At 63.2% G+C, this 20016-nt stretch carries 23 protein-coding genes; 10 read left to right on the top strand and 13 right to left on the bottom strand.

What is annotated here, in order from left to right:
- Position 1 precedes the first annotated feature (1 nt).
- Entirely contained in the window at positions 2-556 is a 555-nt protein-coding gene (locus LZ518_RS05250; protein ID WP_249914962.1) for a F0F1 ATP synthase subunit delta, read from the bottom strand.
- 160 nt (positions 557-716) lie between these two features.
- On the opposite strand from LZ518_RS05250, the gene LZ518_RS05245 reads away from it, so the two are divergent.
- Positions 717-1208, top strand: a complete 492-nt coding sequence (locus LZ518_RS05245) for a DUF1203 domain-containing protein (RefSeq protein WP_348538668.1) — start codon at positions 717-719, stop codon at positions 1206-1208.
- Between the two features lie 68 nt (positions 1209-1276).
- Positions 1277-2332, top strand: a complete 1056-nt coding sequence (locus LZ518_RS05240; RefSeq protein WP_249914961.1) for a bifunctional transcriptional activator/DNA repair enzyme AdaA — start codon at positions 1277-1279, stop codon at positions 2330-2332.
- 45 nt (positions 2333-2377) lie between these two features.
- Here LZ518_RS05240 and LZ518_RS05235 read toward each other — a convergent pair whose 3' ends face one another.
- From LZ518_RS05235 to LZ518_RS05210, 6 genes are all read right to left on the bottom strand, one after another.
- On the bottom strand, positions 2378-3937 hold the full coding sequence (locus LZ518_RS05235; protein ID WP_249914960.1) for a tetratricopeptide repeat protein: 1560 nt from the start codon (positions 3935-3937) through the stop codon (positions 2378-2380).
- Between the two features lie 106 nt (positions 3938-4043).
- Entirely contained in the window at positions 4044-6212 is a 2169-nt protein-coding gene (locus LZ518_RS05230) for a primosomal protein N' (protein ID WP_249914959.1), read from the bottom strand.
- Between the two features lie 6 nt (positions 6213-6218).
- Positions 6219-7001, bottom strand: coding sequence for a phosphoribosylaminoimidazolesuccinocarboxamide synthase (gene purC, locus LZ518_RS05225; RefSeq protein ID WP_249914958.1), 783 nt, complete (start codon positions 6999-7001; stop codon positions 6219-6221).
- An 81-nt stretch (positions 7002-7082) separates the two neighbouring features.
- The gene (locus LZ518_RS05220; RefSeq protein ID WP_249914957.1) at positions 7083-7322 is read right to left on the bottom strand and encodes a hypothetical protein; all 240 of its coding nucleotides are present in this window, start codon (positions 7320-7322) and stop codon (positions 7083-7085) included.
- Between the two features lie 65 nt (positions 7323-7387).
- Positions 7388-7555 carry a hypothetical protein gene (locus tag LZ518_RS05215; protein ID WP_249914956.1) on the bottom strand — a complete coding sequence of 56 codons (168 nt, stop codon included), beginning with the start codon at positions 7553-7555 and terminating at the stop codon, positions 7388-7390.
- 1 nt (position 7556) lies between these two features.
- The gene (locus tag LZ518_RS05210) at positions 7557-7733 is read right to left on the bottom strand and encodes a hypothetical protein (protein ID WP_249914955.1); all 177 of its coding nucleotides are present in this window, start codon (positions 7731-7733) and stop codon (positions 7557-7559) included.
- Positions 7734-7875: 142 nt separating this feature from the next.
- On the opposite strand from LZ518_RS05210, the gene LZ518_RS05205 reads away from it, so the two are divergent.
- The gene (locus LZ518_RS05205) at positions 7876-8799 is read left to right on the top strand and encodes a LysR substrate-binding domain-containing protein (RefSeq protein WP_249914954.1); all 924 of its coding nucleotides are present in this window, start codon (positions 7876-7878) and stop codon (positions 8797-8799) included.
- A gap of 319 nt (positions 8800-9118) precedes the next feature.
- On the opposite strand, the gene LZ518_RS05200 is transcribed toward LZ518_RS05205, so the two are convergent.
- Both LZ518_RS05200 and LZ518_RS05195 read right to left on the bottom strand, forming a co-directional pair.
- A complete protein-coding gene (locus LZ518_RS05200; RefSeq protein WP_249914953.1) occupies positions 9119-9388 on the bottom strand; it encodes a hypothetical protein in 270 nt (89 codons plus the stop codon).
- Positions 9389-9410: 22 nt separating this feature from the next.
- Positions 9411-9575 carry a hypothetical protein gene (locus LZ518_RS05195; RefSeq protein ID WP_249914952.1) on the bottom strand — a complete coding sequence of 55 codons (165 nt, stop codon included), beginning with the start codon at positions 9573-9575 and terminating at the stop codon, positions 9411-9413.
- 100 nt (positions 9576-9675) lie between these two features.
- Between LZ518_RS05195 and LZ518_RS05190 the strand changes: the two genes are divergently transcribed.
- Positions 9676-10026 (top strand): DUF3147 family protein, encoded by a 351-nt coding sequence (locus LZ518_RS05190; protein WP_249914951.1) that lies wholly within the window; start codon positions 9676-9678, stop codon positions 10024-10026.
- Positions 10027-10207: 181 nt separating this feature from the next.
- Here LZ518_RS05190 and LZ518_RS05185 read toward each other — a convergent pair whose 3' ends face one another.
- On the bottom strand, positions 10208-10822 hold the full coding sequence (locus LZ518_RS05185; RefSeq protein ID WP_249914950.1) for a DUF2059 domain-containing protein: 615 nt from the start codon (positions 10820-10822) through the stop codon (positions 10208-10210).
- A gap of 179 nt (positions 10823-11001) precedes the next feature.
- On the opposite strand from LZ518_RS05185, the gene parC reads away from it, so the two are divergent.
- From parC to LZ518_RS05170, 3 genes are all read left to right on the top strand, one after another.
- Positions 11002-13254: a DNA topoisomerase IV subunit A gene (parC, locus tag LZ518_RS05180; RefSeq protein WP_249914949.1), complete on the top strand. Its 2253-nt coding sequence runs from the start codon at positions 11002-11004 to the stop codon at positions 13252-13254.
- A 155-nt stretch (positions 13255-13409) separates the two neighbouring features.
- Entirely contained in the window at positions 13410-15182 is a 1773-nt protein-coding gene (locus LZ518_RS05175; RefSeq protein WP_249914948.1) for a putative bifunctional diguanylate cyclase/phosphodiesterase, read from the top strand.
- A gap of 76 nt (positions 15183-15258) precedes the next feature.
- Positions 15259-15525: a PilZ domain-containing protein gene (locus tag LZ518_RS05170; protein WP_249914947.1), complete on the top strand. Its 267-nt coding sequence runs from the start codon at positions 15259-15261 to the stop codon at positions 15523-15525.
- Here the strand turns inward: LZ518_RS05170 and LZ518_RS05165 are convergent.
- Genes LZ518_RS05165 through LZ518_RS05155 form a run of 3 tightly spaced genes read right to left on the bottom strand, consistent with a single transcriptional unit; the run spans position 15522 to position 17832 of the window.
- Positions 15522-16691: a CCA tRNA nucleotidyltransferase gene (locus LZ518_RS05165; protein ID WP_249914946.1), complete on the bottom strand. Its 1170-nt coding sequence runs from the start codon at positions 16689-16691 to the stop codon at positions 15522-15524. The two genes, LZ518_RS05170 and LZ518_RS05165, sit on opposite strands and share 4 nt — an antisense overlap.
- Positions 16688-17269 (bottom strand): CoA pyrophosphatase, encoded by a 582-nt coding sequence (locus LZ518_RS05160; RefSeq protein WP_249914945.1) that lies wholly within the window; start codon positions 17267-17269, stop codon positions 16688-16690. Before LZ518_RS05160 ends, LZ518_RS05165 begins: the two co-directional genes overlap by 4 nt.
- Positions 17266-17832 carry a DUF1285 domain-containing protein gene (locus LZ518_RS05155; protein WP_249914944.1) on the bottom strand — a complete coding sequence of 189 codons (567 nt, stop codon included), beginning with the start codon at positions 17830-17832 and terminating at the stop codon, positions 17266-17268. The genes LZ518_RS05160 and LZ518_RS05155 overlap by 4 nt, the downstream gene beginning before the upstream one ends.
- Positions 17833-17922: 90 nt before the next feature.
- Here LZ518_RS05155 and LZ518_RS05150 point away from each other — a divergent pair, with 90 nt between their 5' ends.
- From LZ518_RS05150 to LZ518_RS05140, 3 genes are all read left to right on the top strand, one after another.
- A complete protein-coding gene (locus LZ518_RS05150) occupies positions 17923-18657 on the top strand; it encodes an SDR family oxidoreductase (RefSeq protein WP_249914943.1) in 735 nt (244 codons plus the stop codon).
- Positions 18654-19079, top strand: coding sequence for a dihydroneopterin aldolase (locus LZ518_RS05145; protein WP_249914942.1), 426 nt, complete (start codon positions 18654-18656; stop codon positions 19077-19079). Before LZ518_RS05150 ends, LZ518_RS05145 begins: the two co-directional genes overlap by 4 nt.
- A 210-nt stretch (positions 19080-19289) precedes the next feature.
- Positions 19290-19982, top strand: a complete 693-nt coding sequence (locus LZ518_RS05140; RefSeq protein WP_249914941.1) for an energy transducer TonB — start codon at positions 19290-19292, stop codon at positions 19980-19982.
- The last annotated feature ends 34 nt before the right edge of the window (positions 19983-20016 follow it).

Below are 20016 nucleotides of genomic sequence, written 5' to 3'. Positions count from 1 at the left end.
TTCAGCCTTTCATCGCCAATGCGAGCGTATTGAGTTTGGTACGGATTGAAGCGTCGATCATCTGGCTTCCCAGCCGGACGACGAGGCCTCCGAGGAGTGAGGGATCGACCTTGGCATCGATCGTGACATCACGGCCGAGGCGGGCCTTGAGATTGGACTTGATCCGGGCGACCTGGTCGTCGCTCAGCGGACGGGCGGATGTAACTTCCGCGGTGGTCTCCCCGCGGTTGTCGGCGGCAAGCTTTCGCACAGCCTTGATGATTGCCTTAAGTTCCGAAAGTCGGCCGTTGTCGGCGAGCACGCCCAGGAACCTTGCGGTGATCGGGTCGACACCCAAGGCAGGTGTCAGGGCACCGATCGCCCTGCCGGCCTCGGAACGATTGATCAGCGGGCTGGACACCAGCGCCCTGAAATCGGCCGACTCGGTGGTCGCGGCCTCGATCGCATCGAGGCTGCGGCTCACGGCATCGATCTGCTGCTCATCACGGGCAAGGCCGAACAGGGCGGTGGCGTAGCGCCCCGCTAAGCTGGCCTGAATGCCGCCGGAATTCTCCACGCGCTAGAAGCTCCAGACAAAAGAATTTCACTCATGCATTGAACGGGGCACAGCTGAAAAAGCCCGCGCCCCTCATGAGTTGGCGCGCCCGTAGCAGGGGGTGACGGGGGATGCAAGGCGGCTGATCGGGTTTGGCCGCAAGGTGCGGGAAGCTGGTACAATGACGCTCCTTTATGCGGGTTGCATGACCTACCAAATCTCAGGCCTGAACCCGGCCCCATTTCGCCATCTCATTGGCCTCAGTGATGAGGAACTCGCGCTTCATGGCGCTATCCGGATGATCGCTGACAAGCAGCCCGGATTTCCCTGCCGCGTCACCCTCGACGATGCCGCGGTCGGTGAGACGTTGTTGTTGGTGAATCACCTCTCTCACGAAGCTGATAATCCTTATCGCGCAAGCCACGCGATCTTCGTCGGCGAAGGTGCGGGTGAGGCCGCGCGATACAAGGATGAAGTCCCGCCGGCGCTTGACCGGCGCATTCTGTCGTTGAGGGCATTCGATGCAGAGGGAATGATGATCGACGCGGCTCTGGCCCAGCCGGGCGAAGCGGATGCGGTAATCCGCCGCCTGCTGGGCGATCCGGCCGTCGACCATATCGATGCGCACAACGCCATTCGGGGCTGCTTCGCCGCCCGGGTAGGCCGCGCATGAATGTGCCTTATCGCTTTGACCGCAAGGCACGGGATGCAGGACGCAGGCCGGCCTATTATGTTAGGCCCATGCTGATGCGAACCATCGAGACGGAAGCCGCCTGGGCAGCCTTTGAGCGCCGCGATCGGACTTGGGATGGCCGAGTGATCGGCGCGGTCAAGACGACAGGCATTTATTGCAAGCCAAGCTGCCCCGCCCGGCGGCCGAAACAGGAAAATGTCGAGTTTTTCCTGGACGGCGAATCCGCCCGTTCGGCTGGCTATCGGCCGTGCCTGAGGTGCAAGCCGGACGAGGTTGGCCGCGACCGTGAAGCGGTGGCTAGGGCCGTGCAGATTATCGAAGCGGCCGAAGAGCCGCCGCTTCTGGCCGACCTGGCCGCTGCGGTCGGCTATGCCGAACATCATTTCCAGCGAATCTTCACCCGTGACATGGGCGTATCACCGGCAGCCTATGCCCGCGCCATCCGCGCCCGCCGGGCGATGCACCATCTCCAGGAGGACAAGAGCGTGACCGAAGCCATTTACGACGCCGGATATCAGGCCCCGAGCCGCTTCTATGCTGACGCCAAGGAACGGCTAGGCATGACTCCGTCGGCCTGGCGCGATGGCGGCCGCGGAGTGACGATCCGTTACGTCACCGCCAACAGCCCGCTCGGGCCCATGCTGATTGCGGCCACGGACAAGGGCATCTGCCGGATGACGTTCAAGGAGGATGAACGCGCCCTACGCAACCGTTTCCCTAATGCCGACATCCGTCCTGACGATGGCACGATTTCCCCTTGGGTCGAGCAAGCGCTGGCCCAGATCGACCATCCGTCGGCGCATGACCTTCCGATCGATGTTCGCGGGACCGCCTTCCAGGAGAAAGTGTGGCAGGAGCTGCGCAAGATCCCGCTGGGCGAAACGCGCAGCTATGCCGACGTTGCCCGAGCCATTGGCGAGCCGGATGCCATGCGCGCGGTCGGAACCGCCAACGGTTCCAACCCGGTCGCGGTTCTGGTGCCATGCCACCGGGTCATCCGTTCCGACGGGACGCTCGGCGGCTATGGCGGCGGACTACCCAACAAGCGCAAGCTGCTTGAAGCGGAAGGTGCCAGTTGGAAGGAGCAGGGCCAACTTCTCTAAAAGAAGGAGGCGCCAGTTCCCCACCGGTATTTGCGCATCCAAGCCCTAGTCGTCGTCGCCGGACCTGCGCTTTCGATCGTCCTCGGCCATCGTGGTCGCCAGCAATTTATAAGCTTCGTCGACCTTTTGCGCGGCGATCAGGTCGGAAACCTCTGCATATTTCTTGTAGCTGTCGCCGAATTCCGGATTGATCGCCATCGGCATCAGGATCGACCGCGCAGTCGGACCCTTCTTTTCGGACAACAGCTGTCTTGTCAGCACAAGCTTCAACTGGTCGTCATAAAGCGCCTCGTCATAGGCCTTTTCCAATCCAACAATCGCGCTTTCAGGAATATTGCCGCCGGCCTCATAGTAAGTGAGGTAATTGTAATAGAGCGGAGCCGGGTGCTCGGGGTCACGGTTATAGGCCTTGGTGAACCAGGTCCGGGCCGCCGCCAGCTGCGCCTTGTCCGTCTTTCCACGCTCCAATAGTGCGCGGCCCTTCAGGATCATCGCATCGACCGAGTCCGGCTTGGCTGCGAGTGCCCGATCCGCTGCCGCTTCCGCCCTTGGAAGGTCGGCAGGTTGGAATTCCGCGAGATCGAGTTCGGCATCAGCCAAGGCAAGCTGCGCCGCATAGCTGTTGGGATATCGCTCGGCGACAACGCGCGCGTCGCGAGCCGCGTTCGGCGCCAGCTTCTTGTTGACCCCTGCCTTGGTTCGAATGCGGACCTTCATGGTCGCTTCTTCGTCGGGCGCAAGTTGCCTCATCTGGGCAACAGGGGGTGCGAAATTGGCGATCCTCACGTCGATCCCGCCGAGCTTGCCGCTGCCCTTATATTTGTTGATTTCCTTGTCGAGCTTGCCGAGATCTCCGAAGGTCTGACGTGCGGCGTCAGCGGGTTTCACACCACTCTTGATCGCTCGCAAATACTGTTTGAGCTGCCCCTGGCGGTTCGGCCCGAACGTCAGATAATGGTTGAGCAGCCAGCCTACCGAATACCAGCTGTAAAAATCTTCGCCGGTCGGCTTGTTTTGCGATGTGAGCATCCGTTCGACCGACACATTGAGCATGCTCTGGAACAGCAGGTCGGACCGATAGTTGGGCGGATCGCCAATGTGAAAGCTGCCGTCTGGCTTCATTACGATCGTCGCGACCGTCTCCGCAAAACCTTCGGAATACCACCTCGGATAGGCAGCTTCGAAATGCTGGAACATGAAATGATGGGTGTATTCGTGGAACAGCACCTTTTCCGGGTCCAGCTTCTTCTTCTCGCTATCCCCGGTTGAGCCCAACAATGCTCCCGTGCTTCGGGAGTCGGACTTCGCAGGTGTGAAGGCGTTGGATCCGCTGAGGTTGGGAATGTAGAATCCGGCGGCTCCCGGGACCAAGCGACTGATGTCGTCAACATCGCCGAACCGGAAAACCGTCAGCCTCTGCGATTCCGACGTCACCGGGCTGAACTTCACATTCTGGAGCGAGCGGAGGGACATGTCCAACTGCTCCATTTTCTCGGCAAACTTCTTGGCGTCTGCCGACGAACTCTCCGAATAGACGATGAAATGGTCGGTCCTGGCTTCCCACCATTCGGCGTGCGCGGGCGAAGCAAAAGCAAACAGTGCCAAGGCTGATACAAACGTCAAACGCACGGAACTACCCTTCCCCCAAAGACCAATCTGCTGGCACGCTAGCTGCTCTGAAGTTGTTGAAAAAGAGGAAAATGATCGGCGTTTACAAAAAGCTATAAGGATCGACGTCGACCGCGACGCGGACCTTGTTCGACCATTCCAATTCGCCAAGCCAGTCGCGGATTACGTCCTGGACATCGAGCTTGCGCGCCGCATGGACGAGCAGACGCTGGCGGTGGCGGCCGCGCAACATTGCGAGCGGGGCCGGAGCAGGGCCGAACACCGCCATGTCGTCGACCTTGGGGGCGGCATTGCTGATGCGGCGGGCGACTGCCTCAGCTTCATTCTTGTCCTCGGCGGAGATGATTATCGCCGCCAACCGGCCGAACGGCGGCATTGCAGCATCGCGGCGCGCCTCCGTTTCGGCGGCATAGAAGCCCGGCGCGTCGCCGCTGACCAAGGCGGCAATGACCGGCGCGTCCGGATCATGGGTCTGGACCAGCACCCGGCCAGGCTTGTCTCCCCGACCGGCGCGGCCCGCCACCTGCTGGATCTGTTGGAAGCTGCGTTCGGCGGCGCGGAGATCGCCACCCTGCAGGCCCAGGTCGGCGTCGACCACCCCGACCAACGTGAGGTTGGGGAAATGATAGCCCTTGGTCACCAGCTGCGTCCCGATGACGATGTCGATTTCACCCGCCTCCATCGCCCGGACGAATTCGGCGGCGCGGGCCGGCGACCAGATGGTGTCGGAGGTGACGACGGCGGTGCGTGCAGCGGGAAATAGTTCGGCGACCTCGTCGGCAATGCGCTCGACCCCAGGGCCGCAGGCGACAAGGCTGTCTTCCTCGCCGCACTCGGGGCAGGCCTTGGGCGGCGGCATGACGTGGCCGCAATGATGGCAGGCGAGCCGGTGCATCAGCCGGTGCTCGACCATCCACGCGGTGCAGTTAGGGCATTGGAAGCGGTGGCCGCAGTGGCGGCAAAGGGTGAGCGGTGCGAAGCCGCGGCGGTTCAAGAACAGCAACGACTGCTCGCCGGCATCGAGGTTCTTCTGCAGGTCGGCAACCAGGCTTGGAGCCAGCCAGCGGCCACGCAGCGGCGGGTCCTGGGTCAGGTCGATCGCGGCGATGGATGGCATTTGCGCAAGGCCGTGGCGCTCGGTCAGTTTCAACTCGCGGTAGCGGCCAATCTCGACCATGTGGCGCGTTTCGATCGCCGGAGTGGCCGAGGCGAGGATCACCGGGATCTGCTCGAAATGGCCGCGCATCACGGCCACATCGCGCGCATGATATTGAACCCCTTCTTCCTGCTTGAAGCTCGGCTCGTGCGCTTCGTCGACAACGATCACGCCAAGGTCGGCATAGGGCAGGAACAGTGACGAACGGGCGCCGACCACGACCTGCGCCTCGCCCTTCGAAATCGACCGCCAGGCACGGCGGCGCTGGGAGGAGCGGAGGTCGCTGTGCCAGGCCACCGGCTCGCATCCGAAACGGGCGGTGAAGCGGGTCAGGAACGGTTCGGTCAGCGCGATCTCGGGCAACAGGACAAGGACTTGCCGGCCCTGCCTGACTGCCTCGGCAATTGCTTCGAAATAGACCTCAGTCTTGCCCGATCCGGTGACTCCGTCCAGCAGGACAGGGTCGAAGCCGTTTCCGACAGCCGCGCACAAGCTGCCGGCCGCGACCTGTTGTTCCGCATTGAGGTTTGGCGGCGCAAAATCGGGATCGGGGACAGGAAAAGGCTGGTCGCCGTCGACCTCCACTCGCTCCAGTGCGCCGGCATGAACCAGGCCCCGCATCACCGCTTCGCTGACCTCGGCATGGGCGGCCAGCTCGCGGACTGTGCCCTGGCGCCACTCGATGCGTGACAGGGCCTGCTCGCGCTGCGGTGTCAGGCGGGCAGGGGCGTCGCCGGTCGCGCGATACTCGACCATCGTTCGCGGCCCATCGAGGGCGGCAGAGGAAGGCATCACCATCCTCAGCACCGCGGCCAGCGGCGAGAGGTAGTAATCGGCGGTCCATTCACAGAGGCGGCGAAGTGGCGCGGGAATCGGCGGGACGTCGACCAGCCCGGCGAGCGGACGAAGACGATTGTCGCCGACTTCCTCGGTCTTGAGCCGGTCTGCCTCCCAAACGACGCCGATCAGCTGGCGCGGCCCTAGCGGAGCGACGACCACCGAGCCCGGTTCGACGGTCATGCCGTCGGGAACGCGGTAGTCGAGAGGACCGAGCGCCGCGTTCAGGGTGACGACGCGAACGCGCGGAAGGGCCACCGGAAGTTAGCGCCCCCGCTTTTTGCGGTGCTCGTCGAGGTCGAGGACAGCAGTGGCCTCTTCGCCCTCAGGTAACAGGCCGAGCCGCCGGGCAACCTCCTGGTAGGCCTCGGCTTCGCCACCAAGGCTCTGGCGGAAACGGTCCTTGTCGAGCTTCTCGTTGGACTTCATGTCCCACAGCCGGCAGCCGTCAGGCGAGATTTCGTCGGCCAGGATGACGCGGGCATAATCGCCGTCCCATACCCGGCCGAACTCCAGCTTGAAGTCGATCAGCCGGATGCCGATCCCGGCAAACATGCCGCACATGAAGTCGTTCACGCGGATCGCCATGTCGGCGATGTCGTTCATCTCGTCTTGGCTGGCCCAGCCGAAGCAGGCGATATGCTCGTCCGCGATCATCGGGTCGCCGAGTGCATCGTCCTTGTAATAATATTCGATGATCGTTCGGGGGAGCTGGGTCCCTTCCTCGATCCCCAGCCGCTTGCTGATCGAACCGGCGGCGACGTTGCGCACCACAACCTCGATCGGGATGATCTCGACCTGGCGGATCAGCTGCTCGCGCATGTTGAGGCGGCGGATGAAATGGGTCGGGACGCCGATCGTCTGCAGCGCGGTGAAAATATGTTCGGAAATGCGGTTGTTGATCACGCCCTTGCCGCTGATCGTGCCGCGCTTCTGGGCGTTGAAGGCGGTCGCATCGTCCTTGAAATATTGGATCAGCGTGCCGGGCTCCGGGCCTTCGTAAAGGATCTTGGCCTTGCCTTCGTAGATCTGGCGGCGACGAACCATGGGCGTTGAAGACTCCGGGCCAAAGCGAAATGAGAGGCGGCTATAGGCAGCCACCTGTCCTAACGCAATTGAGCCTGAAGCTTAGCCCTCGATCACCTCGAAATGGGCTACCGTCGGTTCGAGTTCGAGCAGGAAATCCGGGTCGAAATCATAATATTTAGCTTTGGTGATGTCCTCGCCGGCGAACCGCCGGATCGCGGTGAAATCGTCCCACAGCGTGAACATCTCGAAATGGGCGATCCCATTGTCGCGGCGGAACAGGCACCAGGCGCCGCGGTTGCCGAGGGTCGAACGATAGTCGGGCAGGCCCACCTCGGCCATCAACTGCATATATTCCGCAGTCTTCTCGCAAGGGACCCGCCCGTGCCATCGCCTGGCAATCATCGTCAGCAATCTCCGCCGCAGTGACGCAGCTTCGACCAGCGGCTTTCCAGCCGCGAGGCCGAGGCCATGCCACGAAACGCGTCGACGATTGCATCGACGATCAGGGCGAGGTCGTCGCCGACCGTTTCCGGCCTGGCAAAGACCTCGCTGTGATTGACGTCCTGTCGCATGTCAGGCCGCCTTCGCGCGCCGCGTCTTGGCCGAAGCCTGATGCTTCCAGGGCGCGTCGAAATTGATCTTGTGGAGTACGCGCAGGGACTGGCTAACTCCGTCGATCAGCCGTCCGAAGCTGTCGTTAAGGGCAGCACGTCCGGCCTGATATTCGCGATCGAAAATCTGATCGTTCATCATTGCCTCCATTGTTTGGCGCCGGTGGCCAGGGGTTGGGGAGAGGTGCCACCGGCGCTTGGTGACTATCTAGTTGAAGTGGCACCCGAGGCCCAATGAAAGGGTGGACAAAGGCGATAAGCCGGACTTATAGTCTTAACCTATGCGACGACTTCCTCCCCTGGCCGCGGTCCGAGTGTTCGAGGCGGCGGCGCGCCTAGAAAATTTCACTGCCGCAGCGAATGAGCTCGGCATGACCCAGGCCGCAGTTTCCTATCAGGTCAAATTATTGGAAGAGCGGCTCGGCGCTGCCTTGTTCGTGCGCGAGAAGGGGCGGGCGCGGCTGACCGGCCTCGGCCTCCGGCTGCTGCCCCAGCTGACCAAGGCGTTCGATACGATCGAAGGCGCGTTTGCCGAACTGCGCGAGGAGGATGAGGGGCTGCTGACGGTCGCCACTACCTTCACCTTCGCCAATACCTGGCTGGCATGGCGGCTGGGCGCGTTCCAGGTCGAGCACCCTGACCTCGCGGTCCGGCTGGCGACATCCAATAAGCTGGTCGACCTCAAGGCCGGCGAGGCGGATGTTGCGATCCGCGCCGGAGCCCAGCCGTGGGAAGGGCTGGTGGCGATCGAGCTGATGAAGGTCGATTTCTCGCCGATGTGTGCACCGAGTTTCTGGCAGCGGATGACCGAACAGTTGGGCCGCGCACCGACGCCCGCTGATCTGCCCAACCTGCCGCTAATCAGTCCCGAGGATTATTGGTGGGATAAATGGTTTGAGGCGGCGGGTGTCGAGAGCGCCGACCGGCCGAAGAAGCCGGGCCTTCGCCTCGACAGCCAGGCCGACGAGGGCCATGCCGCGATGGGCGGGCAGGGCTTCGTGCTGCTGACCCCTGCCTTCTGGAAGAACGATGTCAGGGACGGGCGGCTGTGCCAGCCGTTCGACCTGACCGCCACGGCCGGCTTCCGCTACTGGCTGTGCATCGCCCCGGAGCGGCGCAATGTGCCCAAGATCAAGCGCTTCCGCGAATGGCTGCTGCGCCAGGTCGAGGCGAGCAAGGCGGCGCCCTTAGAAGCCGTCGCCTGAGGGGCGGACGCGGCGTCACGAAGTAAATTCGTGACGTCAGTCGGGTTCGCCTGCGGCGACGCGCTGGCCGCCATTCGATGGCTCTACGCCGAAGATCACGATTGCTGCGCTATCCCTCACTTCGGCTCGGCATCTCATAGATGCCCCGTACAATAAGCCAGCAACAGGATGAGTGGGATCGGGACGCCGATGATCCACAACAGGGCGGAACGCATATGAAACTCTCCATTTGCCCGCTCCGCCCGCGACAATGATCGGCGGAATGCACAGGTTCCGCGTGAACCAGCCCGCCTCGCTCAATCGTTCGTCCGTAACCTGTCTAGGCCGTCGCGCTCTTGCGGACCGGCCGGAGCTCGGGGTGGTCGGCGAGGGCATCGTACATGCGGGCCAGCTCCAGATGGATCTGGGCGACATTTGCCTGGGCCGCGTCCTCGGCGGCGATCCGCTCCTCAAGTGCGCGGCCGCGGTAATAATCTTCGTCGAGAAACGCCTGTGAAGTCATGGAGTGAGTACCCCCAAACAATGGCGAGGCCGCGACAACGGCCCCAGTCGCCAGCGTGCCGGATACGGGCAGGCGATCGTCAGTCATTACAGGCGCGGGTAGGAATCGGCTAGTCGGCCGGCTCCAGCTCCCGCTCGGCCTGTTTCGCCATCCGCTCGTACATGGCGGCCAGGTCGTCGTGGACCCGGCCGATGGCTGGTGTTGGAGCGCTGGCGGCGGAGGCGCGCTCCTCGGCGGCGCGGGCGACATTATATTCCGGACGCTCGGACGGCATGAGCGGATCCTTGTCCCTGTGAAGCAGGCGGGCTTAACGAATTTAACAAGAAATTAATAGCCAGCTTGCCGTCCCTGCAGGCCCGTGTCAGCGTGGCGCCATGTGGTATTTGCTAATCAAGGCCGCCCTCAGCGGCGCCCTCATCGCCATTATTTCGGAGGTGGCGAAGCGCTATCCCGGGTTCGGCGGGCTGATCGCCTCTCTGCCGCTGGTCAGTGTGCTGGGGATGATCTGGCTGTGGCGGGACAAGCCCGACGCGATGAACATGGCGACCCATGCCGAGGCGACCTTCTGGTTCGTGCTGCCGTCGCTGCCGATGTTCCTCCTGATCCCGGCGATGCTGAGGAACGGGCTGGGGTTCTATGTGAGCCTGGCCGTGGGCTGCGCGCTGACCATCGCGCTTTACTCTCTGATGCTGTGGGTCGGGCCTAGATTTGGGCTCAGGCTTTAGGGGCGGCGCGAAAGTCGCAAAAGTCGCACCGACGACGCGCGCGCACGAGAAACTTCACAAATGTTCACGATGACCATGGGGCCTGCAACGGTCGGACTTGCCGACCGAATCCAACGTTATCAAAGAGCCAAACGAGTTGGCTCGGCGTTGCACAGCCCGCGCCCTGTAGGACAGCGAATTTTTATCCCTCCGCTCTCTCGTCCCTGGCGCTGAGCGGGCATTTTGCGTTCGTGTCGCCCGCGGCGATGCGCTGCGCGGCCTTTTCGGCGCAAATGTCCCTTTTCACTTGGTCCATGATCGGATTGAGCTCCGTGCCAAGCTCCTCATGCGCCTTGAGGATGACGGGATCGAGGTCGAGCGTGTCCGACATGGACAGGTAACGCTTGCCCGCCGGCGATTGGGCGAAGGCGATCATCTGCTGAAGCTCGTCGGCCGAGAATTTGCGGGCGTATACCTGCGCATAGGCTTCGGTCAGCTGCGGCATATGGGCCCGCAGCTTGGGTTCGGCGGCGGTGAGGTAGCGCTCGACCAGCCGCTGTGCGCCTTCGGTCTCGCCCTGTTCGTCGCCGAAGCTCGCCGACAGCGCGGCGACCATTTGCGTCGCGCCCATATGCATCAGCTCGATATATTGGTCGGCATTGAAGGTCAGCGCGACGAAGCGGCGGGCCAGGTCGATGCTTTGCGCGCTGGGCGTTGCTACAGCTGGCGCAACCTGAGCGGCCTGAGGCGCGGCGGGTGCCGCCACGACGGATGCGGATGCAAGGGCAATGCAAATCGAGGTGAGCATGATCTTCATGGGCGAACGCCTTCCAGAACAACAGCGGATGCGGCAGCTTTTGGACAGGAATGGGTTAAGGATTGCTCACTCGACGCCCCTCGGCGAATGGACGACGAATCAAATCGGATGACGAAATCTGTGGATTGCTCCGCGCTATCGGGATGACGGGGAGGCGGGTGGCCTGCTAGTCCCGTCCCATGAGACCCGACGACACATCCGTAATCGACACTCCGTTCGATTCAGCCCTCTCCGAACGATACCTGGTCTACGCCCTGTCGACGATCACGGCGCGGTCGTTGCCGGACGTCCGCGACGGGCTGAAGCCGGTCCATCGCCGCCTGTTGTGGGCGATGCGGCTGCTGCGGCTCGACCCGGCATCGGGCTATAAGAAATGCGCGCGCGTCGTCGGCGACGTGATCGGCAAATATCATCCGCACGGCGACCAGTCGGTCTATGACGCGATGGTCCGGCTCGCCCAGGATTTTGCCCTTAGATATCCGCTGGTCGACGGGCAGGGCAATTTCGGCAACATCGACGGGGATAATGCCGCCGCCTACCGCTACACCGAGGCGCGGCTGACCGCGATCGCTCAGCAGCTGATGAACGGGCTCGACGAGGGCACGGTCGCCTTCAAACCGACCTATAATGGCGAGGAGGAAGAGCCGGAGGTATTCCCCGGCCTGTTCCCTAATTTACTGGCCAATGGCGCCAGCGGGATCGCGGTCGGAATGGCGACCAGCATCCCGCCGCATAACGCCGGCGAGCTGATCCAGGCGTCGATCGACCTCATCGAAGGCAAGATCAAGGACGACCGCGACCTGATGCAGGTGGTGCGCGGGCCAGACTTCCCGACCGGGGGAATCCTGGTCGACGACGAGGATGTGATCACCCGCGCCTATGTCGGCGGCCGCGGTTCCTTCCGCCTGCGCGCGCGGATCGAGAAAGTGGTCGAAAAGGGCGGCGGCTGGCACCTGCTGGTCCACGAAATCCCCTATGGCGTGCAGAAGGGGAAGCTGATCGAGCAGATCGCCGATCTGATCGCCAACAAGAAGCTGCCGATCCTGGCCGACGTCCGCGACGAGAGCGACGAGCAGGTGCGGATCGTGCTGGAGCCGAGATCGCGGACGGTCGACGCGGCGCTGCTGGAAGAGAGCCTGTACCGGCTGACCGAGCTGGAGGTGCGCTTCCCGCTCAATTTGAACGTGCTCGACAAGACGCGGACGCCGGGCGTGATGAGCCTTCGCGAGGCGCTGGTCGCCTGGCTCGACTTCCAGTTCGAGGTGCTGGTCAACCGGTCCAACCACCGGATCGGCAAGATCGACGACCGGCTGGAGCTGGTCGACGGCTTCATCATCGCCTTCCTCAATCTCGACCGGGTGATCGAGATCATCCGCACCGAGGACGAGCCAAAGGCGGTGATGATCGCCGAGTTCGAGCTGACCGACCGCCAGGCCGAGGCGATCCTCAACATGCGCCTGCGCCAATTGCGCAAGCTGGAGGAGATGGAGCTCAACAAGGAGCGCGCGGCGCTGGCCAAGGAGCGGGAGGAGCTCGACAGACTGGTGGGCAGCCGCGACCGGCAGAAGACGCGGCTAAGGAAGGACCTGACCGCGCTCAAGGAGAAGTTTGGCGATCCGCGCAAGACCGACATCAGGCCGGTGGCGGCGGCCGCGCGGACCGAGATCGACTGGACCCAGATGATCGAGAAGGAGCCGATCACGGTGATCCTGTCGCAGCGCGGCTGGATCCGGGCGATGCGCGGGCATTTGGCGCGGTCCGAATATGACAGCCTCAAGTTCCGGGAAGGCGACGAGCTGTGGGGCGAGCCGATCCATGCGCAGACCACCGACCGGCTGCTGGTCGCGGCCGACAATGGCCGGGTCTATACGCTGGGCGGCGACAAGCTGCCCGGCGGGCGCGGGTTCGGCGAGCCGATCCGGCTGGCCATCGACCTGGAGGCGGAGAGCGAGATCGTCGCGATGTTCGTCGTCCGGCCGGAGATGCGGATGCTGGCCGCGTCGAGCGACGGGCGCGGGTTCGTGACGACAGGCGAGGCCGTGCTGGCCGAGACCCGCAAGGGGAAGCAGCTGATGAACCTTCGGCCCAAGGCCAAGGTGGCCGCGCTGAAGCCGGTTCCTGCCAACGCGGACTCGGTCGCGGTGATCGGCGAGAACCGCAAGATGCTGGTATTCAAGCTCGACGAGCTGCCCGAGCTGGGCCGTGGGTCGGGGGTCCAGCTGCAGCGGTATCGTGACGGCGGCCTTAGCGACACGATGGCATTCGTGCTGGCCGAGGGGATCAGCTGGCCGCTGGGCGGCGAGAGCGGACGGGTCAGGAGTGAGACGGACCTCACTCCGTGGCGGGCGATCCGCGGCGCCTCGGGCCGCATCGCGCCCAACGGCTTTCCGAGAAGCAATAAGTTCGAGCCGGTTCCACCAATCTCAACCTAGGCCGTTCGTGTCGAGCGAAGTCGAGACACGTCCCCCGACTACGCTCGGGACGAACGGAAGGGTGCGGTCGCTAATGTCGGGAACCCGACAAAAGCTAACCTGCATCAATCGCTCTCGAAACTGCCCATTAACCTGTCTCGTTTAACCCCGATCGGATGCAGGCTGCAGCAAAGCGCTCGGCCGCGCCCAAGGGCGTGCGCTCGGCGGCCCAGAATGACGAGACTGGCATCCGTGCGTCGGCGGACGAACAAGCCTTGCTTGCCGCCCTGCCGATCGCAGCGGCGGTAGTCGGTCGAGACGCCGAGGGCGTGATCCGCCTGCTCGACTGCAACAGCCGGTTCCACGATGCGCTGGCCAATAGCTCCAATCCCGAAATTGCCGCTGGCGACCTGACCGCGTTGCGTGACGGCGCGCTGGGAGCAATGGTTGAGACCTATCTCGACGATCCGACCATGCCGGGCGAGCTCGATTTCCGCGACGGGGAAGGAGTCGGCGCACGCTATTTCCGGACGACCCTGGCGCCGCTTCCACAGGCGGATGGCATCGGGCTTCGCTGCCTGGTCAGCGTGGTCGACCGGACCGTCGAAGTGCAGGCTGAGCGGGCGCTACGGGCGGAGATGCTGCGCGACAGCCTGACCGGACTCCCCAACCGGCTGAGCTTCACCGAGACCATCGAGAGCCGCGGCGGGACCAGCGCCCGCGACCTCGACCATGCGGTGCTGGTGGTCGACATGCTGCGGTTCAGCAGGATCAACGAGTCCATGGGCAGCCTGGCCGGAGACGAGTTGCTGATCACTTTCGCCCGCCGGCTTATCTCGGCGCTGCGCGGCGGCGATGTGCTGGCGCGGACCGGCGGCAACGAGTTCGGAATTTTGGTTGGACTCAAGCGCGGCGTGGCCGACGCGCTGGCCGCGGCCGAACGGATCCAGCAGGTCATGGCAACGCCATTCAAGCTGAGCGAGCTGGAGATCCGGGTCGAATGCGCGATCGGCGTTGCGCTGATGCAGACCGGACAGGACGCCGAGGAGCTGTTCCGCAACGCCCAGTTCGCGGTCAAGCAGGCCAAGGCCGCTGGAAAGCCGCAAGTCTATGAGCCGCGGGAAGCAAGCGCAGCGCGCCGCCGCTTCTCAATCGAGACAGAGCTTCGCCGGGCGCTCGACAAGGATCAGCTCAGGCTATTCTATCAGCCGCTGATCAATTTGAAGTCGGGCGAGGTCGCCGGCTTCGAGGCGCTGGCGCGCTGGACTCATGAGGACCGCGGCGAGATCAGCCCGACGGAGTTCATCCCCGTCGCCGAAGAGAGCGGCCTGATCCTGCAGCTTGGCCGCTGGGCAATGGACAGGGCCGCTCAAACCGTGGCGGAATGGGACAGGCAGGCGGGTGAGCCGCTGCCGGTTTATGTTGGCGTCAACCTGTCCGCCATCCAGGTCGCGCGCGACAATATCGCCGAAGTGGTCGAAAGCGCGCTGAGGTCCACGGGTCTTGCGGGCAATCGGCTTACGCTGGAGCTGACGGAAAGCTCGATCGTCCAGGATCCGGGCCGGGCGATGCGGGTGTTCGAAGCACTAAAGGCGCTCGATGCGACGGTAGCGATGGACGATTTCGGCACCGGCTATTCGAGCCTCGCCTATCTTCAAAGGTTGCCGATCGACGTCCTCAAGATCGACAAGAGCTTTGTCACCGGCATGATGCGCGACCCGGATGCAGTCGCGATTGTGCGTGCCGTGCTCAGCCTGGCCGATGCGCTGGGCATGTCGACCACCGCCGAGGGTGTTGAGACGGTCGAGCTGGCAACGACGCTGGCGACGCTCGGCTGCGCGTCCGGCCAGGGTTACTATTTCGCAAGGCCGCTCGAGGCCGACGCCGCGCTCGAATATTGGAAGGGCCGACGCAAGAAATCAGCGCCAATCGGCCCCGCTATGTCATAATTTTACCGCGCCGATATTTTGACTAGTTAATAGCCTATGTTAACGTAATTCGAGGTTGCGTTTAGCGGGGGCCCTGATGAGAGAGCCAGGACAAATCAAGCGGTCGCCGCGGGTCGACACTCGGTTCAACGCCACGTTGATCGACGGCGATGGCAGCAAATACCATGTGGTCGTCACGGACATCAGCCGCGAAGGATGCAGGCTCGAATCCGAAGAGTTGCTCAAGATCGGCGAAAATGTGCAGATCGAGGTGCCCAAATACGGCTTGTATCCGGCTCAAATCCGGTGGGCGCTAGGCAATGAGGCCGGTGCCGTCTTCCTCGAACCGGTATTCCTGCCCTAGGCCAGCGCTTCGGCGACCAGCAGTTCAAATTCCTTGCCCTTGGGAAAGCCAGCCGCTTCCCATGCGTCCTCGATCCGCCGGAGTGTGCGGGCTACGTCCGGCCCCTCGGCGACCCCGCGGGCAATCAGATCGCCGCCGCCAATCGGCATCCGTGGCGCCTTCCATCCGATCATGGCCGCGGCATCTTCCGCTTGGCCGGCCAGCAACAGCCGATCGATCGCGCCGTCAGTTCCAATTCGATAGGCCAGTGCGCGAGGACCCTTGCCAAGCGAGCGTTCAGCCGCGCTCGCCAAGCGCTTCTTCGCCTTGTTTGAAAGCTTCAGGCGCGCGGCGACATTCTCGGCAACGCCGGGGTCAGGCGGCAGGAGGGCGGCCAGGCGACGCAAGGAATCGGGAGCGATATGGGCCGCCAGCTCGGTCGCGACCAGCGATTCCAACCTCGAAACCTGTTCGATTTCCGGCAAAGCCGGGGTGAAAATTCCGCGATCGTGCATCAGCCGGACTGTCGTCGTCGGATCGTCGAGGGCGAGTAGCTTCAACAGCTCGTCGGCGATGCGCTCACGCGATAGCGCCATCAGGTCGTTGGCTCTGGCGACACAAGATTCGAGCGCATGGGGATCGGGATCGCCATGTCCGTAGCGGGCATGAAAGCGGAAGTAGCGGAGGATGCGCAAATGATCCTCGGCGATGCGCTGCAGCGGCTCGCCAATGAAGCGAACGGTGCGCGACTTTAGATCTTCGAGCCCTCCGAAGAAGTCGAACAGTTCGCCGGAGTATGGATCGGCGTAGAGCGCGTTGATGGTAAAGTCGCGGCGCCCCGCGTCCTTCTGCCAGTCGTCGGTGAAGGCGACCGTCGCCCTGCGGCCGTCGGTTGAAACGTCAGATCGTAACGTCGTCACTTCGACCACGGTACCCGACGAAACGGCGGTAATTGTGCCATGGTCGATGCCGGTCGGTACGGCCTTGATGCCCTTGGATTCGAGGCGGGCGATAACGTCGGCGGGGATCAGGGTCGTCGCGAGGTCCAGATCCTCGTGCGGGACGTCGAGCAGCAAATCACGCACTGCGCCGCCGACGAACCGCGTGGTGCCTTGCTTCGCATCGAGCGCCTTCAACAGCCGCCGGATGCCTTGGCGCTTTAGAAAGACCTCCGGGTCCAGGTTCATGCGATCCGCCGGGCGAGGTTGACCAACATGGCTGCGGTTGCGCCCCAGATCCGGCGATCGTTCCAGTCGATCTGGTAGTAATGGCGGGTGCGGCCACGAAACTCTGCGCTCATTCGCCGCTGGTTGGCGGGATCGAGCACAAATGCAAGCGGCGCCTCGAACCAGCCTGCGACTTCTGCCGGATTGGGCGTGAGGTTAAGGTCGGGAGGAACCAGTCCGACAACCGGCGTCACGCAATAGCCGGTGACCGTTCGGTAAGGATCGGCTTCGCCAAACAGGGTCACCTGGCCAGGTTCGAGCCCAAGCTCCTCGTGTGCCTCGCGGAGTGCTGCCTGGACTGGTGTTTCGCCGGCATCGATGCGGCCGCCAGGAAAGGCGACCTGGCCGGCATGAGTGCGCAAATCGTCACGCCGGGTTGTGAGGATCAATCCCGGTTCCGGCCGGTCGGTGATCGCGACCAGCACGGCGGCCGGATTTGGTTCGTCCTCCTCGCCTTCGATAATGTCGCCGGGCAGCAGGTCGTGCGGCGGGTCCGCGGCAAGCGAACGGGCGATTCGGTCGATCAGCCGGTTGCTCATGACGTTAGCGGGAAGAAAGCGGAATCGGACCAGACGCCAGGCGGATCATTGCCTTCGGCCAGGGCGATCTCCGCCAATTCATAATAAAGCGGACGCGCCAGCTCCGCCTCGAGCCCAAAGCGCACGGCGACGCGCGGCGAGGGACCGTCGGCCGTGGCGACGAGGTTGAGCGGATGGTCGGGTCCGACGATCAATGCATCGCCGCTATCGAGCGTCAGCCCGATCCGCCGCTGATCGCCGGTTCCGGACATTGTCATCTGAGTGGCCCGGAAGGCAGTTGCATCGACATCGATCGCCAGCTTCTCAACCGGCGTCACCAGCACATGGCTTCCGTCGGGCTCGCGCCGAAGCACGGTCGCGAACAGGCGAACCATTGCCGGCCGTTCGATTGGCGAGCCGCGATAATACCAGGTTCCATCGCGGGCGATCCGCATGTCGCTATTGCCGCAATGGGAGGGGTTCCAGAGGTCTACGGGCGGCGGGCCGCCGCGGTCCCCAATGGCTGCCGCAAGATCCTTGAGGCTCATCCCCTGGGCTTCAAGCGGGTCGCGGCGTTCGGGCATATGCCGTCATTGCGAGGAACGGAGTGACGAAGCAATCCATGATGAGAAGCTGGATTGCTTCGCTCCGCCTGCAATGACAGATGCAGGTTCATGTCCAGGATCGAACGAACGGCAATCGTCACGGGCGGGGGCAAGCGGGTCGGCGACGCCATCGTCCGCGCGCTGCTTGCGGACGGCTGGACCGTCATCGCCCATGTCCATCACGACGGAGACCCGGTCGCTGACGGGGCGATCAAGGCAGTTGCCGACCTGGCCGAGTCCGACTGTGCGAGCAAAATATTCGCCGCCGCGAAGGGCGCACCGCCAGTAAGCCTGCTCGTCAACAATGCGGCCCGCTTCGCCTTCGACGGATTCGGATCGCTGAGCACGGCGGAGTTCGACGCCCAAATGGCCGTCAATGCGCGCGCGCCAATGCTGCTGATCGACGAACTGGCTCGGGGGCATGAAGCGGGGGAGGCGCTCGTCGTCAACCTGCTGGACGCCAAACTAGGCGCGCCCAACGCGGATTTCTTGAGTTACACATTATCCAAATATGCGCTGGCTGGCCTGACCGAAGTGGCGGCGCGGGCGCTGGCCGGACGTGGCATCCGGGTCAATGCCATCGCTCCTGCGCTGATGCTTCCCTCGGGAAAGCAGGATGCCGCGAACTTCGCGACGGTCCATAACCTTAACCCGCTGGCCCGCGGGATCGAGGTCGATGATGTCGTTGCCGCCTTGCGCTTCCTGATTGATTCAGGTGGCATGACCGGCCAGACGCTGGTCATCGATGGTGGACAGCGCTTCATGGCGCTTCCGCGCGACGTGCAGTTCCTGGAGAATCGATGACCGACGAAGCAGTCAAACTTCAGGGAATGATCCCGTCCCATCTCAAGATTCGGCAAAGCCGGATCCTGCTCGATTCGCTCGAGGTGATGACCGATATTGGCTTTCACGAGTTCGAGGTCGGAGTGCCGCAGCGCCTTCTGATCACGGTCGAACTATGGCTGGAAGACGTCGAGCCTCCCGCCGATGATGATCACCAATCCGCATGGAATTATGATTATCTGCGGACCGAGGTCATCCGGATTGCCAAGGAGCGGCGCTATAATCTGCAGGAAACGCTGGTGCATGCCATCTTCGACCGCGTCGCTGCCTATCGCGGCGTAAGGGCCCTACGGATCAAGAGCGTCAAGCCGGACATTTACGAGGATGCTCAAGGAGTGGGAGTGGAAATAGCTTCTTTCCCTCAAGAAGCCTCCAATCCGTAGCGGAAAGTCCGCCGGGGCGCCTCGATTTCGCGCGCTCCTTGCCGCAATCGGAACAAAATTCGTTGCACCACCATTATCGCTTCATTAAGGGTGGCCCGTATCTGCCAATGATATGTTAGTACATTGGTAGTTTCACGACAGCTCGGGTAGCGTTCAACACGCAGTCTCCGGGAAGTCGTGAATTCGACTATCGAGGAGATTTGCGGCTTAATGTCCTACGCAAGACGCAACCAGATGAGCTCCAACCGCACCGCGGCGATCATCATCGTGGCGCTCATCCACATTGCCCTTGGCTACGCATTGGTGACTGGCCTGGCCTATAACGTCATCAAGAAAGCGGCTGAGGACCTCAAGACATTTGACGTGGAGGAAGAGCCGCCGCCCCCGCCGGAGGAGCCGCCGCCCCCGCCCGACCAGAATACGCCGCCGCCGCCGCAGATCGTGGCGCCGCCGTCGATCATCAAGATCGACTCGCCGGCCCCCGCGTTGGTCACCACGCCGAACATCAGCCCGGTGGTAATCACTCCGCGGGCCGAAGCGCCGACGACCAAATCGTGCCCGGGCGGCATGACGGTCGCCATCGCACAGGCCTGCCCGCCGGTCATTTCGCAGGCGGCGAAGGCCAAGGGCAACCTGCCTTCGCTATTTTCGACCGATGATTATCCGCAGTCCGCTATCCGTAACGAAGAACAGGGGACGACCGCCGTTCGCCTGAGCATCGGGCCGGACGGACGCGTTGCCGACTGCACGGTGACTTCGTCGTCGGGCTCGTCCTCGCTGGACTCCGCGACCTGCAACATCATCAAGCGGCGGGCGCGTTACTCGCCGGCCAAGGATAGCTCGGGCAATCCGACGACCGGCAGTGATACCACCCGGATTCGCTGGGTGCTACCCGAAGAATAAATTCATCGACTGAACAAAACCCAAGAATTCAACA

Origin of the sequence: Sphingomonas brevis (assembly GCF_023516505.1) — a bacterium.
Classification (GTDB): Bacteria; Pseudomonadota; Alphaproteobacteria; order Sphingomonadales; family Sphingomonadaceae; genus Sphingomicrobium; species Sphingomicrobium breve.
The sequence above is the reverse complement of the archived record's forward strand: the minus strand, read 5'-3'. Positions and strand labels throughout refer to the sequence as shown.

Bases quoted from the DNA above. Each gene is read 5' to 3' on its own strand.
- LZ518_RS05245 (WP_348538668.1), top strand. From the start codon at position 717: ATGACGCTCCTTTATGCGGGTTGCATGACCTACCAAATCTCAGGCCTG.
- LZ518_RS05240 (WP_249914961.1), top strand. From the start codon at position 1,277: ATGCTGATGCGAACCATCGAGACGGAAGCCGCCTGGGCAGCCTTTGAG.
- purC (WP_249914958.1), bottom strand. From the start codon at position 7,001: ATGGTTCGTCGCCGCCAGATCTACGAAGGCAAGGCCAAGATCCTTTAC.
- LZ518_RS05220 (WP_249914957.1), bottom strand. From the start codon at position 7,322: ATGGCCGAGGTGGGCCTGCCCGACTATCGTTCGACCCTCGGCAACCGC.
- LZ518_RS05215 (WP_249914956.1), bottom strand. From the start codon at position 7,555: ATGCGACAGGACGTCAATCACAGCGAGGTCTTTGCCAGGCCGGAAACG.
- LZ518_RS05210 (WP_249914955.1), bottom strand. From the start codon at position 7,733: ATGAACGATCAGATTTTCGATCGCGAATATCAGGCCGGACGTGCTGCC.
- LZ518_RS05205 (WP_249914954.1), top strand. From the start codon at position 7,876: ATGCGACGACTTCCTCCCCTGGCCGCGGTCCGAGTGTTCGAGGCGGCG.
- LZ518_RS05200 (WP_249914953.1), bottom strand. From the start codon at position 9,388: ATGACTGACGATCGCCTGCCCGTATCCGGCACGCTGGCGACTGGGGCC.
- LZ518_RS05195 (WP_249914952.1), bottom strand. From the start codon at position 9,575: ATGCCGTCCGAGCGTCCGGAATATAATGTCGCCCGCGCCGCCGAGGAG.
- LZ518_RS05190 (WP_249914951.1), top strand. From the start codon at position 9,676: ATGTGGTATTTGCTAATCAAGGCCGCCCTCAGCGGCGCCCTCATCGCC.
- LZ518_RS05185 (WP_249914950.1), bottom strand. From the start codon at position 10,822: ATGAAGATCATGCTCACCTCGATTTGCATTGCCCTTGCATCCGCATCC.
- parC (WP_249914949.1), top strand. From the start codon at position 11,002: ATGAGACCCGACGACACATCCGTAATCGACACTCCGTTCGATTCAGCC.
- LZ518_RS05175 (WP_249914948.1), top strand. From the start codon at position 13,410: ATGCAGGCTGCAGCAAAGCGCTCGGCCGCGCCCAAGGGCGTGCGCTCG.
- LZ518_RS05170 (WP_249914947.1), top strand. From the start codon at position 15,259: ATGAGAGAGCCAGGACAAATCAAGCGGTCGCCGCGGGTCGACACTCGG.
- LZ518_RS05165 (WP_249914946.1), bottom strand. From the start codon at position 16,691: ATGAACCTGGACCCGGAGGTCTTTCTAAAGCGCCAAGGCATCCGGCGG.
- LZ518_RS05160 (WP_249914945.1), bottom strand. From the start codon at position 17,269: ATGAGCAACCGGCTGATCGACCGAATCGCCCGTTCGCTTGCCGCGGAC.
- LZ518_RS05155 (WP_249914944.1), bottom strand. From the start codon at position 17,832: ATGCCCGAACGCCGCGACCCGCTTGAAGCCCAGGGGATGAGCCTCAAG.
- LZ518_RS05150 (WP_249914943.1), top strand. From the start codon at position 17,923: ATGTCCAGGATCGAACGAACGGCAATCGTCACGGGCGGGGGCAAGCGG.
- LZ518_RS05145 (WP_249914942.1), top strand. From the start codon at position 18,654: ATGACCGACGAAGCAGTCAAACTTCAGGGAATGATCCCGTCCCATCTC.
- LZ518_RS05140 (WP_249914941.1), top strand. From the start codon at position 19,290: ATGTCCTACGCAAGACGCAACCAGATGAGCTCCAACCGCACCGCGGCG.